Origin of the sequence: Ralstonia sp. R-29, assembly GCF_049913345.1 — a bacterium.
Classification (GTDB): domain Bacteria; phylum Pseudomonadota; class Gammaproteobacteria; order Burkholderiales; family Burkholderiaceae; genus Ralstonia.
On record NZ_CP184378.1, the window covers coordinates 413,320 to 427,783 of the forward strand.

The following is a 14,464-nucleotide window of genomic DNA, read 5'->3' on the forward strand; positions in this document are numbered from 1 at the left end:
TCGTGTTACTCCACAAGTTCGAAAGAGGTGATCCACATGGCGCCTTGCTGCTCGGCCAGGGCCGCGCGGTAGAGGCGCACGTTGTCGACGAGCACGTCGGCGGTATCGGGCAGCCGGACGGGCAGGATGTCGCCGGGGCCCATGCGCAGCAGGTCTTCCAGGCGCATGTCCTTGGTCAGCATGCGCACCGACAGCGTGATGGGGATGCGCACATTGGCGGGCGTGCCGTCCGAGGCGGACGGCGTCGGGCGCAGACGTTGCGCATCGAGGCGGGCAAACAGGTGCGCAAGCCACGCTTCGTCCAGTGCAAATTCCAGTTCGCCGCGCAAGTGGCGGCTGCGGTCTTCAATGGTGATGCGCAGTGTGCGAGCCGTGGGCGACGGCAGCGCGTCGGCCAGGGGCGGAAAGGCTTGGGTCTGCTCGCCGATCACCGCTGTGGCGAAGGCGCTGAGCACCGTGGCGTCCAACTGGGCGGCAAAGCGGCGTTCCGTGCCGGTTTCCGGGCCGGGCGCGGCCAGCGTGGCTTCATCGAGCGGTGTGTTGTAGTGGCAAGCCAGCAGCGCCAGCAGCAGCGTGCGATTGCAGCGCACGGCAATCTGGCCGTGCTCCGATGCGTAAGTGCGCCAGTCGGCGGCGTCCCGCGGGCGGATCGCCGCAATGGCGATGTGAGAGGTGACGAAGTTCGTGCCACGGCGCAGGTTGAAGCGTTCGTGGAAGGTGTGATCAATTCTGCGCTTGATGTCTTGCAGAACTTCGTCGAGCAAGTGATACGGACGCCCCAGCGTGCACGGATCGAGCACCACTGGGGTGGCGGCTCGGGCGTTACGGGAAGGAGTGGAAAGTGCCGACACGTTTGGGGTTCCGTTTGAAGAGTTGGCGCCATTGTCGGCAGTGGACGCCACATCACGGAGAAGGTTGTACAAACCTTGAACGCATAAAAAAACCGGCCCGCTTGTGGCGGACCGGCCAGTCAATCTCAATCTAGAGCGGAATCGCTTACTGGATGAGCGACAGCACCATCTGGTTCATGCTGCTGGTTTGCTTGAGCATGGCCATGCCGGCTTGCATCAGCACTTGCTGCGAGCTCATCTTGGCGCTTTCCGTGGCCATGTCGGCGTCCATGATGCGGCCTTCAGCGTCAGCCGTGTTCATCGACATGTTGCCCAGGTTGTTGTAGACGTGGCCGAGGCGGTTTTCGCCCGCACCGATGGCCGAGCGCATTGCGCCGACGGAGGACAGTGCCGCTTCGAGCTTGCCGATCATGTCGTTGGCGCCCGTGCCAGCGGTCAGGTCGTCGCCGGTGGCACCGCCGAACGCCTTGGAGGCCGCTTTCAGGTCGGTGTGCACCTTGCCCAGTTCGGTCGACACGTTAAATTCCATCTTTTCGCTGGCGGAAGCACCGATCTGGAACGTCACGGCTGCCGCCAGCTTGCTGCCGGTTTCGCCGATCAGCTTGGCACCACCATACGACGTGTTGCCCATGATGTTGGCGAGTTCCTTGCCCAGTGCATCGTACTCAGCCTGCATGGCCTTCTTGTCTTCGTCGTTGGACGAACCGTCGGCGGCTTGCGTCGCCAGATCCTTCATGCGGTACAGCACGTTGGTGACTTCGTTGAACGCGCCGTCGGCCGTTTGCAGCATCGACGAGGCGTTCTGGGTGTTTTGCATGGCCACGCCCATGCCGCGCGTTTGTGCTTGCAGGCGAACAGCGATCTGCAGGCCAGCGGCGTCGTCCTTGGCCGAGTTGATGCGCATGCCAGTACCCAGGCGGGTCATGGTGGTGTTCAGGTTGGCACGGTTGTTACCGATGGCCTTCTGGATGTTCATCGCAGCGGCGTTGGTGTGCAGGCTCAGCATGGTACGGCTCCTTGACTCTAAGTTGGGGGGTATCTGCTGCCGCCTGTTCATCAGACGGCCACGTCTGCTCAAGACGGCACGCAAGGAGGCGGTGTTAAATCGATTCGGATATTCGTGCCCCGACAAGGCGCTCGAACGCTGGATTTAGGGGGCAAGACTGCTACCATTGACGGAATGTGACGATTAGCACGTCCCTCAAAAACGCCTCCAAGCACTCCGCACACCATGTCGACGGCCACGCCCACCGATTCCGAGAAGAAGCGCATCGCTGTCCTGGAAGACAACGTCGCGCAAGCAGAAGCCGTCCAGCGGTGGCTCCAGAAGGCGGGCTATGACGTCATCGTTGAGCACGACGGTCCTGCCTTCATGGCGCGCATCGACCAGGAAAAGGTCGACATGCTGCTGCTCGACTGGGATGTACCGGGCATGAACGGCATTGATGTGCTGATCGCCACGCGCAAGCGCATCCACTACGAGCTGCCCATCGTGCTGCTCACCCAGCACGACGACGAGCGCGACATCCTGCACGGCCTGGCCAGCGGCGCCGACGACTACCTTGTCAAGCCCGCCAGCGAGCGCATGCTCGTTGCCCGTGTCGTCGCGCAACTGCGCAAGTACTACCCCGAGACGCAGCGCAAGCAGCAGGTGGGGTTCGACGGCTACGTGCTCGACGAGACTGCGCGCACCGCAACGCTGCCCGATGGTGAGCAGATCGCGCTGCCCGAGCGCGAGTTCGCCATCGCCTTGTACCTGCTCAACCACGCGGGCCGCGTTGTGAGCCGCGATGCGCTGCTCAAGCATGTGTGGGGCGAGACGGATGCCTCGCAGGTCGGTACGCTGGCGACCTACATCACCCGGGTGCGCAACACGCTGCGCCTGCGTGCGCATGGGTTGCGGATTTCAAGCGTGTATCGGCATGGCTATCGCCTCGAGCGTCTTGTAGACGCGGCCGATAGCGATCTCGACTGACGGCCCAGAGCGCGCTCTTTTCGCCTGATGCCCTCGCTCATCCGCCGTCTGCTGTCGCTCGGCCCCTGGCGGGGCCTGTTCGTTGTCGTCATGGTGATGCTGGCTGCCGCCAGCGGGCATCCGGGAAGCGGCGTGGTATCAGGGGCGCTGGATCGCGTCCTGTTCGATGCGATGGCGCAGGTGGTGGCGCATCGCTCCACTGGGCAGGTTGTCGTCGTCAACATTGATGAGGCGACGGTGGCCGAGTTGGACCCTCGTCGCATAGCGGGGTACTCGGCGCAGTTGCTCGATGCGCTGAGCGAGGCGCGCAGTGTCGCGCTCGATTTACCACTGCTGCCGGGGCTGGATTATTCGGCGCTCCAGGCGGGCATGCGTGCCTATCCGCGTACGCTGTTGATCGTGCCGAGCGTGGCGGAAGATGCAACGGGCGGCTCCAACCTGATGCTGCCGCAATCCCTCAGTTCGCTGGCGGCTGCGCGCAGCCATCGGGTCATCACGGTGGGCCATTACGGCGTGGTGACGGGGTTCGTGCCTTATCGCGCGTCGGCGGGTTTCAACTATGGCAGCGTCTCGCTCGACGCACTGCGCGTTGCCGGCGTTGAGCCGCGATTGCCCATCGCCAAGTTCATGCAGCCGTATGCGCAGTCCATTAGCGACGAGCGCACGCAAGCCGTGATGACGATGCTGCCGAGGGCGATGAACCTTCCGCAGTATTCGTATATCGACGTGCTGCATCAGCGCGTGCCCAAAGAGACCTTTGCGGGGAAGGTGGTCTTTGTTGGCAACCAGGCGTGGCGTGGCGAGGGAACATTCCAGATCTCGTCACTCAACGCGCACGAGGTCACGCGGACGCAGCTCGATGCCCTGATTGCCGATGCGATTGCTTCGGGCAACGTGGCGCGGGAGGCGCCGATTGGGCTTGAGGTGGCGATCTATCTGGCGTTGGCGTTCGGCATCGTGCTCATCTGTGTGCTGGTGCCAGGGCGCGCCGTGCACCTGGCCGCGCTCGGCTGGGGCGTGGTGATCTTTGCCGTGCCGCTGGTCATGCTGGCCTTCCACATCTGGCTGCCGCTGGGCTTGCTGCCGGTGGTCTGTTTGCTCATCTACGGCTTCTTTGCGTGGGAGCGGCATGCGCGGATGCTGTCGATGCTGCGTAGCGAGCTGTCTGAGTGGCGTGGGATCGCCGCGTCGATCCGGCCGTTGGAACGTGCGGCCGATGCCGAGGTGGCGCCCGGCGGGGAACTGAGCAGCATCAAGGCGACCCTGCAACAGGTGCGTGGCTGGCAGAAGCTCTACGTCGACATGATCAACCAGATGCCGTACCCGGTCTTCCTTGCGATGGATGGCCGCGTTGCGGTCTGGAACGCGAAAGCGGCGGCGCTGATGGAAAGCGGCGCACAAGGCGACGGTGCTGCGCCGGCGCTGGCCCAGGTGGAGCAGCTCGTCGCGGAAAGCGTGCAACAAGGCAGCGATACCATCCGAGAAATCGATTGGGGTGGCCGTACCCACATGCTCATGTGCGATGCGCTCTCGCCCGAGGGGGAGGGCGGGGATGGACTCGCGCAAACATCGCACCTTGTTTGCCTGATCGACATCACCGAGGTGAAAGACCTCGTCTCGCACGACAAGCGCATGCTGCGCCACATCGCACACGACCTGCGTAGTCCGCTGACGGCCATCCTCTCGCTGATCGACCGCCGTGGCGGCGCGCATGGCGACGATGCGGATACGGTGTCGGACCGCACCTTTCTGAACGATCTGCGCCAGCAGGCTTCGTACTCCCTACGCATTGCCAAGGACTTCATGCAGTTAAGCCGTGCGGAGCGGCTCGACCGGGCCGAGTTTGAACCTGTGGCGTTGAGCGAAGTGGCCGAAGAGGCGGTCGACCAGAGCTGGCTTGCGGCCGAACAGAAGGGCATCGTCTTGCACGCGCCGATGTTCAACGTGGAAGACACCATCGTCAGCGGCAATGCCGACATGCTCATGCGTGCCGTCGTCAATGTGGTGGACAACGCGATCAAGTATTCGCCCGCAGGCACTGCGGTGCGGCTCACCATTGATGCCGGCGCTGAAGGTGCACTGGTGCTGAGCGTGATTGACGAGGGGATTGGCATGGACGAGGAAACCGTGCGCCGCTTGTTCGAGCCCTTCTTTCAGGCCGAGCACAAACCCGACGGCAGCGGCGGTGTGGGGCTGGGGCTGCCGTTCGTCAAGGCGGTGATCGAGCGGCACGGCGGCATGGTTGACGTTCGCAGTGCACCGGGGCGCGGCACCGTGTTTGCGCTGATCCTGCCGCGGCCATCCAACGCCTGATCCCGGGTCACTCCAAACGTTGATGCCACTGCCGATTCGCTGTTTTCCCGGCTGCGGAGTATCGTGGCAGGCATGCCGCTCGTTTCCCTCACGTTCGATGCCGACCTGACGCCGCTTCTGCCGCTGGCGCTGCGCGGGCACACCATTGCACGCGCCTGGGCCGAGGGCGCCACGCTCAAGCACGCCATCGAGGCGCTTGGCGTGCCGCATACCGAGGTCGGCCGGGTACTGGTGGACGGCGAGCCCGCCCCCGTGGAGCGCATGCTGCCGCCTAACGGTCACATTGCGGTGGCCGGTGTGGAACCTGCGTGGCCGGCGGCGCCGTTGCATTTTCTGTGCGATGCCCACCTTGGCGCGACTGCACGCCTGTTGCGCATGGCCGGCTTTGATACCGCCTACGACAACAACTACGCCGACGCGGCCATTGAAGCGCTGGCGCAGGCGGAAGACTGGATCGTTCTCTCGCGCGATCGCGAATTGCTCAAGCGGCGCGGCATTCGCCGTGGTGCGTTCATCCGTGCGCGGGAGCCGCAGGGGCAGATGCGCGAGATCGTCATGCGCTTTCGGTTGGCAGAGGGGGCTAAACCTTTCTCGCGCTGCCTGGAGTGCAACGTGCCACTGCGCATGCTGAGCGTGGAAGAGGCCGCCGCCAGCGTGCCGCCGCGCGTGCGGGAGCGGCAGCACATGTTCAGTACCTGCGATGTCTGCCGACGCGTGTACTGGCCGGGTTCGCATTGGTCGCGCATGCGCTCGGTTCTGGATGCCATGCTTGCGGCAGACGCCGATGATGGCGTCGAAGCTGGCGAGAGCATCCTGCACAGCGGCAGTGCTGGCGCGTGACTACCGCGCCGGGCTGTTACGCAGGTCTTCGATAAAACGCTCCCGCCAGACCGTGAGATTCGCCACACGCAGCCGATCCATCATGTGGGCGTAGCGCGCCTTGCGTTCTTCCAGCGGCATCGTCAACGCGCGGTTCAGCGCCTCGGCCATACCGCGCGTGTCGTACGGATTGACGATGAGCGCGGCATCGAGCTCGCGCGCCGCACCGGCAAAGCGCGAGAGCACCAGCACGCCGGGGTCTTCCGGGTCTTGCGCGGCCACGTATTCCTTGGCGACGAGGTTCATCCCATCGCGCAGCGGCGTCACGTAGCCGATCTGCGAGCTGCGGAACAGCGCCATCAGCACGCGGCGTTCGTATTGCTTGTTGATATAGCGAATGGGCGCCCAGTCCAACTCCGAATGCTTGCCGTTGATCCGGCCCGATTCCGCTTCCAGCCGCTGGCGGATCTGCTGGTAGCTCTGCACATCCTGCCGCGAGGTCGGCGCAATCTGGATGAAGGTGACGTGCCGGCGGTGCTCAGGAAAATCGTCGAGCAATTGCTCAATGGCGCGGAAGCGTTCGGGCAAGCCCTTGGAGTAGTCCAACCGGTCCACGCTCATGATGAGCTTGGGCTGGCCGCCGGGCTCGGCGCGCAGGCCAGCGTGGCGCGCAAATGGATTGCGTCGCGCCAGCGAGGACACAGCCTGCTGCGCGATCTCGTCCGGATGGACACCGATGGGGTAGACCTCCGCGCGCAGCGTGTGGCCATAGGCGTGCACGGGGCCGTTCTGCTCCTTCTGCTCGATATAGCCCCGCGCCTCGCGCTCGATGTAGTCGTAGAAGGCCACGCGGTCGGTTTCGGTCTGAAAGCCGACCAGGTCATACGCGCACAGCGCGCGCATCAGGTCTTCATGCGGCGGAATGGTCGTCAGGATTTCCGGCGACGGAAACGGTATGTGCAGGAAGAACCCGATGCGGTTGGTGAGGCCCAGCGCGCGGCACTCCGCCGCAAACGGGATCAGGTGGTAGTCGTGCACCCACAGGATGTCGTCGGGCTGCACCAGCGCCTTGAGTTGATGGGCGAACTGCGCATTGACCCGCCGATAGCCGTGATACTCCTGCCGCTGATAGCGCGACAAGTCCACCCGGTAATGAAAGGTCGGCCATAGCGTGGCGTTGGCAAAGCCACGGTAGTAGTGGTCGTAATCCTTGCGGTTCAGGCCCACCGTGGCGTAAGTGATATTGCCCTTGCTGACGATATGCGGTTCGTGCGAAACCGTGGGCGCAGTCTCGCCGCTCCAGCCGAACCAGACGCCGCCGGTCTCGCGCAGCGCGTCGAACACGCCGACTGCCAGGCCGCCGGCCGTGCCTTGGCCTTCGGTCACAGGCGCCACGCGGTTGGAGACAACGATGAGCCGGCTCATGGGGCACGCTCCGCTGCACCCGCAACGAGCCCACCCAACCATGCCCGCAATGCCGCCGGGTCTCGCACGCGCCAGCGCGCTTGGCTCGGGCCCGTGCCCACCTTGATGGACCACCCACCCAGCGCATTGATGGCGTAGAAGGCGCTCTCGTCTGTCAGGTCATCCCCCGCAAACAGCACCTGGCGGCCCATGAAGGGCGGCTCCGTCATCAGTGTGTGCACCACGTCGCCCTTGCTGGCGCCACGCGGCTTGAGTTCGACGACCATCTTGCCGGCTTGTAGCCGAACGTGGTCTGCATGGCGCCGCGCGATTCGGTCTCCCAGCGCAAGCACGGCGCTTTCTGCATCCGGGGCATGGCGGTAATGCAGCGCGAACGCGATGTCTTTGTTCTCGAGCACCACACCGGGAAATTCCGCGGCCAACTGCGTGAACTCGGTATGCAGTTCGCGTGCAAGTTCGGCCAGCGCATCGGGGTTGGTGTCGAGCCGGACGAAGCGGCCATCGGCGTAGCGCCGTTCGGCGCCGTGCACACCGGCAATCACCAGCCCGGGCAGCGCGAGTTGTGTTTCGACGTCGTGCACCGTGCGCCCGCTGATGATGGCCAGCGCACCACCACTGGCGGCATGCAGACCGGCGAGCATCTCGCGCAGCGGCGCGGACACGTGGACGGCATCGGGTTGCGGCGCGATGTCGACGAGCGTGCCGTCAAAGTCGAGCAGGAATGCCGTTCGGTTGAGATCGAGCGGGGGCAGGGGCGCCGCGCTGGCGGAAGACTGGGGTGCAGCGTGTTTGGACAAACCGGTTCATGGGGGATGTGCGTGATGCGTTGTTTCACGCAAGAACCGGGCCGGCCCCACCGCGTCTTGTCAGCGCCTTGTCATGTCGCCATTCGCGGCGGGCCGGGGCGGTGCGAGGCTTGTAAAAACGGGCGCGGGGTGCAATTCCTTCACACCGCGCGCGCTGTGGGCGTCACTGCAATCTCAAAGCGATGCGGCCAGACGTGTGCCTTGGTCGATGGCGCGTTTGGCGTCGAGTTCGCGTGCCTCGTCTGCCCCGCCGATGATGTGCACCTTGGCGCCGCCCGCTTGCAGCGGCGCGACCAGTTCACGCAACGGCTCCTGGCCGGCGCAGAGCACGATGGAGTCCACCGGCAGCCATTCTGCGTCTTCGCGTTTGTCGCCGTAGCTCACCAGCAGGCCCTCGTCGCCGATGCGCTCGTAGTTGACGCCGCCCACCATGCGCACGCCCATGTTTTTCAGGCTGGTGCGATGGATCCAGCCGGTGGTCTTGCCAAGGCCGGCGCCCAGCTTGCCGGCGCGACGCTGCAGCAGCGTGATGTCGCGTGCTGGCGCCTCGGGTTGCGGGTGGACGCCATCCACACCGCCGCGCACCTGCGTCGGGTCACCGACGCCCCATTCGGTGCGCCACGTCTGCAAATCCAGCGTGGGCGAGTGGCCATCGAGCGCGAGGAACTCCGCCACGTCAAAGCCGATACCCCCCGCACCGACAATCGCCACGCGCTTGCCCACCGGCTTGCGATGGCGCAGCACGTCGATGTACGACAGCACGCTCGGATGCTCCTGCCCCGGAATCTTCGGGTTGCGCGGCAACACGCCCGTCGCGACGATGATCTCGTCGTATTGGCCTGCCAGCAGTTGCTGCGCATCCACGCGCGTGCCCAGCCGCAGCGCTACGCCCGTCGCCTCCACGCGGCGCGTGAAGTAGCGCAGCATCTCGTGAAACTCTTCCTTGCCCGGAATCGTCTTGGCCATGTTCAACTGGCCGCCGAGTTCCGGTGTGGCGTCGTACAAGTCGACAGCATGCCCGCGCTCCGCCAGCGTGATGGCCGCTGACAAGCCCGCCGGCCCTGCGCCCACCACCGCAAAGCGTCGCTTCGCAGGGGTGGGGCGAATGACAAGCTCCGTCTCATGGCATGCACGCGGGTTGACGAGGCAACTCGCAACCTTGGCCTTGAATGCGTGGTCCAGACACGCCTGATTGCAGGCGATGCAGGTGTTGATGTCCTGCGCGCGGTTCGTGGCCGCCTTGCGCACGAACTCCGCGTCGGCCAGTAGCGGGCGCGCCATCGAAACCATATCGGCGCAACCCTCCGCCAGCACAGCCTCTGCCACTTCGGGCGTGTTGATGCGGTTTGATGTGACCAGCGGAATGCCGACCTCGCCCTTCATCTGCTTCGTTACCCACGCAAAGGCCGCGCGCGGCACGCTCGTCGCGATGGTGGGGATGCGCGCCTCGTGCCAGCCGATACCGGTGTTGATGATGGTGGCGCCCGCGCGCTCCACGGCCTTGGCGAGCTGCACGACTTCTTCCCACGAGCTGCCGTCCGGGATCAAGTCGATCATCGACAGGCGATAGATGAGGATGAAGTCTTTGCCGACCGCCTCGCGCGTGCGCTGGACGATCTCCACCGGCAGGCGCATGCGGTTGGCATAGCTGCCACCCCAGTCGTCGGTGCGCTTGTTGGTATGCGTGACGAGGAACTGGTTGATGAAGTAGCCCTCGGAACCCATGATCTCTACGCCGTCATAGCCGGCTTCGCGGGCCAGTTGGGCGCAGCGCACGAATGCGCGGATCTGCCGCTCGATGCCGCGTGCCGACAACTCGCGCGGCGTGAATGGGCTGATGGGTGAGCGTAATGCCGATGGCGCCACCGCAAACGGGTGATAGCCGTAGCGGCCGGTATGCAGAATCTGCAGCGCGATCTTGCCGCCTTCCTCATGCACGGCGTGGGTGACGGCGCGGTGGCGACGTGCCGCGCCGTGTGTAGCCAGTCGGCCGGCAAACGGCTTGGTCCACCCGGCGATGTTGGGCGCAAAACCTCCGGTCACCATCAGGCCGACATCCCCACGCGCACGCTCGGCAAAGTAGGCGGCCAGGCGATCGAAGTGATTGCCGTCTTCCAGCCCGGTATGCATCGACCCCATCAGCACGCGGTTCTTGAGCGTGGTGAAGCCGAGATCGAGGGGGCTAAGCAGGTGGGGGTAGGGGGAGGGCATATCCGGCGCATCACGTGATGTGGAAACGCGCCGGACGGTAGCACCCAAGCGCCCGTTGGAACAACAGGGCAGGGTTCTAGAGATGTGGGATGCGCGTCAGGACGTCAGGACTTTTGCGAGTCGTCTTCGGCGGGCTTGCCGAGCAGCGCCTTCAGCAGTTTGTTGTTCTTGGGGATGGCCTTGCCGCTGCCCTGGCCGGGCTTGCCGGCGCGCTGGCTGTCGCGCTTGAGGTTGTTGGCGATCTTCAGGCCCTTGAGTTTTTCGAGGTCGGTTTTCTTCACGATGGGGTCAGTTAATGGCGTGTTACGCTCGGCAGGATACGCGAAACGACATCGCCCGCCCGTTTTTCCTGCATGCCGCCAGCCTTTACGCCGCCCGCCACGCCGGTTCCCGATTTGTTCCAGCCCAGCCTGCAAGACTGGGCAGACCAGCCCGCGCAAGCCTTTGAACACTGGCTGGCGGTGCGCGGTTACCGCGAGTCGTCTGCGACGGTGTACCGCGCGATGTGGGGTAAATGGCTGCGCTGGGCCGAGTCGCGCCAGCGCGCGCTGGCCGATTGGAGCGCGGGCGACATTGCCGCCTTCCTTGACGAATCAGGCCTGACCAAGCTGCACCGCTACCGGTATGCCCGGCTGATCGAGCGTGTTTTCCACCAGATCGAGCAGTTGCGCACGGGTACACACAACCCGGCCAGCTCGGTCGTGCAGCAAAAATTGGCGGAAGGCGAAAACGACCCGACCACGTTTCTTTCCGTGGCCGAGCGGGAGGCCATCGAGGTGTCGTTGGAGGTGGGTGCCGGCGGAAATGAGGCGGCAGCCAATGCCAGCGCCTTCAAGCTGGCACGCGACCGGGCCTTGGTGGCGGTGTGCCATGGCGCGGGGTTGAAGGTGGCGCAGGTGCAGTCGCTGTTGCTCCGCCAGGTGGGGGATGCACTGGAGACCATCACCGTGGAGCCCGTGCGCGGCCCGGCGTATCAGGCGCCACTGCTGGAGGCGGCGCGCCCTGCGCTGGCGGCGTGGTTGGCGGTACGTCGACATGCTGAGGTGCAAGGCGAACGCGTGTTCGTGGCCGACGCAGGGGGGCGGGTCATGCATGCGGCCTCCATCTATCGGCGGGTAGAGGCTTGGCTTGCGGCGCTGCCCGCATTGACGCACCGCAGCGAACGGCTCTCTCCGCAGACGCTGCGCAATGGCTACGCGGCCGCGTTGTTCGATGCCGGAGCCGCCCCCGCTGAAGTGGGGTACGCGCTGGGCCTGCGTGACCAGACCTCGGCCTGGCGTTTGCGTGCTGCTTATGCTGATTGGCAGGCCGCTGCTCACCCGGACGGCCGGGTGGACCTCCGATCGGGCGACTGATCGGACCGCCCATCGGGCAATCAACGGGTTGCCAGCACAGACACCGTTTCAGCGCGCCGTTTTTCTGCACGTTTTTGCGGCAAATCGCCCGCAAATCCATGCGGTGCTTTGCTATGATCGCGCTGTTTCATCGCGCCGGTGGCTATGGTGCGGTGCAACGCGATGCCGCGTTCGAACCGGCACGATAGAACTCTCTTCCTCCTCGATACCTCGCACCCAATGACCGAAACCATTCTGCTGACCGGCGCCACCGGCTATATCGCCTCGCACACCTGGGTTGAACTGCTGGATGCGGGCTATCAGGTGATTGGGCTGGACAACCTCTGCAACAGCAGCTCGACGGTGCTGTCGCGCATTGAGCAGATCACCGCCAAGACGCCGAAGTTTGTGCAAGGCGACGTGCGTGACCGCCGCCTGCTCGACGATCTATTTGCCAGCACGCGCATCTCGGCCGTCATCCATTTTGCGGCGCTCAAGTCGGTGGGCGAGTCGGTGCAGAAGCCGCTGGCTTACTACGACAACAACATGGGCGGGCTGGTGACGCTGTGCGCCGCCATGGCCCATGCGAATGTGCGCCAGCTGGTGTTCAGCTCGTCGGCCACGGTGTACGGCAATCCACATACGGTGCCGATTACTGAATCGTTTCCGCTGTCCGCCACCAACCCGTACGGCCAGACCAAGGTGATGGGCGAGCAGGTGCTGCGCGATCTGGAGATTTCCAACGCCGCGTGGCAGATCGCCCATCTGCGCTATTTCAACCCAGTGGGCGCGCACCACAGCGGGCTGATCGGCGAAGACCCGCGCGGCATTCCCAACAACCTGATGCCGTATGTGGCGCAGGTAGCCGTGGGCAAGCGCGAGAAACTGTCCGTCTACGGCGGCGATTGGCCCACGCCAGACGGCACCGGCGTGCGCGACTACATCCACGTGGTGGACCTGGCGCGCGGGCATCTCTCCGCGCTGGATGCACTGCGCCGCGATGGCCGTGGCTTCACGGTCAACCTCGGCACGGGCCGCGGCTATTCGGTGCTGGAAGTGGTGGAAGCCTATAAGCGCGCCAGCGGCCGCCCGATTCCGTATCAGATCGTCGATCGCCGCCCTGGCGATATTGCCGCCTGCTATGCCGACCCGGCCCTCGCCGCGACGCTGCTGGGCTGGCGCGCACAGTACGGCATCGAGCGCATGTGCGAAGACTCGTGGCGCTGGCAAAGCATGAACCCCGAAGGTTTTCAGACGCGCGGCTGATGCATTGGTTTTCTGACGCATCCGACACCGGAGACCTCCTGCAGTGAACGTGGCGCTTGTCGATCATCTTGATCACTTGGTTAGTGCACTGGTTGGCGCGCTGCTGCCATTGATCGTGGCATGCGGCGCGGGCAACCTGTTGCTGCGTTTGCTGGACGGTCTGCGCAGCGCGACGGCGATGCGCTCGCGCTTGCCGCTGGTCGTGACAGCGCTGTTCTCGGCGATCGCGTTGTGGACGGTGCCGTTGCTGCCGTTAATCGGCCGCTGGCCCCTGCAAGAAGACACGGCACCCTACGTGATGGCGCTGGCCGCGTTCGCCTGGAGCCTGGCAGTGGCGGCGCTGTGGTGCGTGCTGGGCGGTCGCTCGGGGACGGTGCGCGCGCTGGTGCTAGGCGTGCTGCTCAGTATGAGCGGGCCGGTGACGGTGCTGTTGCTCGCAGGTGTGGCACGCTTTGAGTCGGTTGCATTGCAGGATGCGGGGCTGTTCGGCATCGTCATGGCGCTGTCGGCCATCGCCTGTGCTGCTGCGTTGCAGTTTGCCTTCACGGCGCGTTCGGGCGCATCGGGTGTGGCGGCGCGTCGCCCGACCGTCAGCCTGTTTGTGAGCGTGCTGCTCGGCATGGGGCTGGCGGTCGGCGCCGTGTACGCCGCATCATTGGCCAACATTGCACCAGCTTCCGCGCAGAGCGCGCCGGCATGGCTGCAAGGGCTGGTGGTATTGGGTGCGGTTGCTTCCGTGCTAGCCGGTTACCTGCTGGGCTATCGGGATCGCGCGGCGGGTGATGCTGCCACTGCTGTCACCGCACGTGAAATCCGCCGGCGCAAAGAAACCATGCAGGCGCTCAACGACCTGGAGCAAAGCTATCGCCAGCGCGAGGCTGAGCTGTCGGCGCGCCATCAGCTGTTGCTGGACGGCGCCGACGTGGGCTTGTGGGAGTTCGATCTGGTGACGCGCAGCGCGCAGTTTTCTACGCGCTTTGCCGCCATGCTGGGTTACTCGCTCAAGGAGATTGGCCCGAGCACCAGCGAATATCTGCGCCTGGTGCATCCTGACGATCTGCCAATGGTGCTCAACTGTATTCAGGCCCATGTGGATGGCAGCGCGCCAGCCTACACGGCGCAGTTCCGCATGCGGCACAAGGACGGCAGCTATCGCCAGATAGTGGCGCACGGCGTGGCGTCGCGCGATGCCGGCGGTCGTGCGGTGCGCATGGCCGGCTCGCATGTCGAGCTCGTCGCCGAAAAGACTGAAAAGGCAGAAAAGCTCCCTGGGGCGGACGTTGCCTCATCACAAGTCGCCATGGCTTCGGCTGCGCCCGAGGTCGTCCGACGCCAGGGACTGTGGGAATCGTGGTCGCCGCTGGAGCAGGAGCAACAACCAACGCCAACGCGTGTTGTGACCGAACCCGCGCCCCCCGCCGACGCGGCATTGCCCAGCATCAATCCCCACGCCTTGCGCTAAAG

At 64.9% G+C, this 14,464-nt stretch carries 12 protein-coding genes; 6 read left to right on the forward strand and 6 right to left on the reverse strand.

Annotated elements, in window-relative coordinates; all coding sequences use genetic code 11:
• Positions 1 to 5: 5 nt before the first annotated feature.
• Both ACN9M1_RS19100 and ACN9M1_RS19105 read right to left on the reverse strand, forming a co-directional pair.
• The gene (locus ACN9M1_RS19100; RefSeq protein WP_426400128.1) at positions 6 to 851 is read right to left on the reverse strand and encodes a FliM/FliN family flagellar motor C-terminal domain-containing protein; all 846 of its coding nucleotides are present in this window, start codon (positions 849 to 851) and stop codon (positions 6 to 8) included.
• Between the two features lie 145 nt (positions 852 to 996).
• The gene (locus ACN9M1_RS19105) at positions 997 to 1,857 is read right to left on the reverse strand and encodes a flagellin (protein ID WP_426400129.1); all 861 of its coding nucleotides are present in this window, start codon (positions 1,855 to 1,857) and stop codon (positions 997 to 999) included.
• Between the two features lie 225 nt (positions 1,858 to 2,082).
• Between ACN9M1_RS19105 and ACN9M1_RS19110 the strand changes: the two genes are divergently transcribed.
• From ACN9M1_RS19110 to ACN9M1_RS19120, 3 genes are all read left to right on the forward strand, one after another.
• Complete coding sequence (locus ACN9M1_RS19110; RefSeq protein ID WP_426400130.1) at positions 2,083 to 2,826, forward strand: response regulator transcription factor; 744 nt, start codon at positions 2,083 to 2,085, stop codon at positions 2,824 to 2,826.
• A 27-nt stretch (positions 2,827 to 2,853) separates the two neighbouring features.
• A complete protein-coding gene (locus ACN9M1_RS19115; RefSeq protein WP_426400131.1) occupies positions 2,854 to 5,139 on the forward strand; it encodes an ATP-binding protein in 2,286 nt (761 codons plus the stop codon).
• 72 nt (positions 5,140 to 5,211) lie between these two features.
• Positions 5,212 to 5,979, forward strand: a complete 768-nt coding sequence (locus ACN9M1_RS19120; protein ID WP_426400132.1) for a Mut7-C RNAse domain-containing protein — start codon at positions 5,212 to 5,214, stop codon at positions 5,977 to 5,979.
• On the opposite strand, the gene otsA is transcribed toward ACN9M1_RS19120, so the two are convergent.
• From otsA to ACN9M1_RS19140, 4 genes are all read right to left on the reverse strand, one after another.
• Positions 5,980 to 7,383 (reverse strand): alpha,alpha-trehalose-phosphate synthase (UDP-forming), encoded by a 1,404-nt coding sequence (gene otsA, locus ACN9M1_RS19125; protein WP_426400133.1) that lies wholly within the window; start codon positions 7,381 to 7,383, stop codon positions 5,980 to 5,982.
• The gene (gene otsB / locus ACN9M1_RS19130; RefSeq protein WP_426400134.1) at positions 7,380 to 8,180 is read right to left on the reverse strand and encodes a trehalose-phosphatase; all 801 of its coding nucleotides are present in this window, start codon (positions 8,178 to 8,180) and stop codon (positions 7,380 to 7,382) included. The genes otsA and otsB overlap by 4 nt, the downstream gene beginning before the upstream one ends.
• A gap of 183 nt (positions 8,181 to 8,363) precedes the next feature.
• Positions 8,364 to 10,400 carry an FAD-dependent oxidoreductase gene (locus tag ACN9M1_RS19135; protein WP_426400135.1) on the reverse strand — a complete coding sequence of 679 codons (2,037 nt, stop codon included), beginning with the start codon at positions 10,398 to 10,400 and terminating at the stop codon, positions 8,364 to 8,366.
• A gap of 104 nt (positions 10,401 to 10,504) precedes the next feature.
• Positions 10,505 to 10,681, reverse strand: coding sequence for a hypothetical protein (locus ACN9M1_RS19140; RefSeq protein WP_426400136.1), 177 nt, complete (start codon positions 10,679 to 10,681; stop codon positions 10,505 to 10,507).
• 72 nt (positions 10,682 to 10,753) lie between these two features.
• Here ACN9M1_RS19140 and ACN9M1_RS19145 point away from each other — a divergent pair, with 72 nt between their 5' ends.
• The 3 genes from ACN9M1_RS19145 to ACN9M1_RS19155 all read left to right on the forward strand — a co-directional run bounded on the left by ACN9M1_RS19145 (position 10,754) and on the right by ACN9M1_RS19155 (position 14,462).
• Positions 10,754 to 11,755, forward strand: a complete 1,002-nt coding sequence (locus tag ACN9M1_RS19145) for a tyrosine-type recombinase/integrase (protein ID WP_426400137.1) — start codon at positions 10,754 to 10,756, stop codon at positions 11,753 to 11,755.
• Positions 11,756 to 11,974: 219 nt separating this feature from the next.
• Complete coding sequence (gene galE, locus ACN9M1_RS19150) at positions 11,975 to 13,000, forward strand: UDP-glucose 4-epimerase GalE (RefSeq protein ID WP_426400138.1); 1,026 nt, start codon at positions 11,975 to 11,977, stop codon at positions 12,998 to 13,000.
• 43 nt (positions 13,001 to 13,043) lie between these two features.
• Positions 13,044 to 14,462, forward strand: coding sequence for a PAS domain-containing protein (locus ACN9M1_RS19155; RefSeq protein ID WP_426400139.1), 1,419 nt, complete (start codon positions 13,044 to 13,046; stop codon positions 14,460 to 14,462).
• Positions 14,463 to 14,464: the final 2 nt, after the last annotated feature.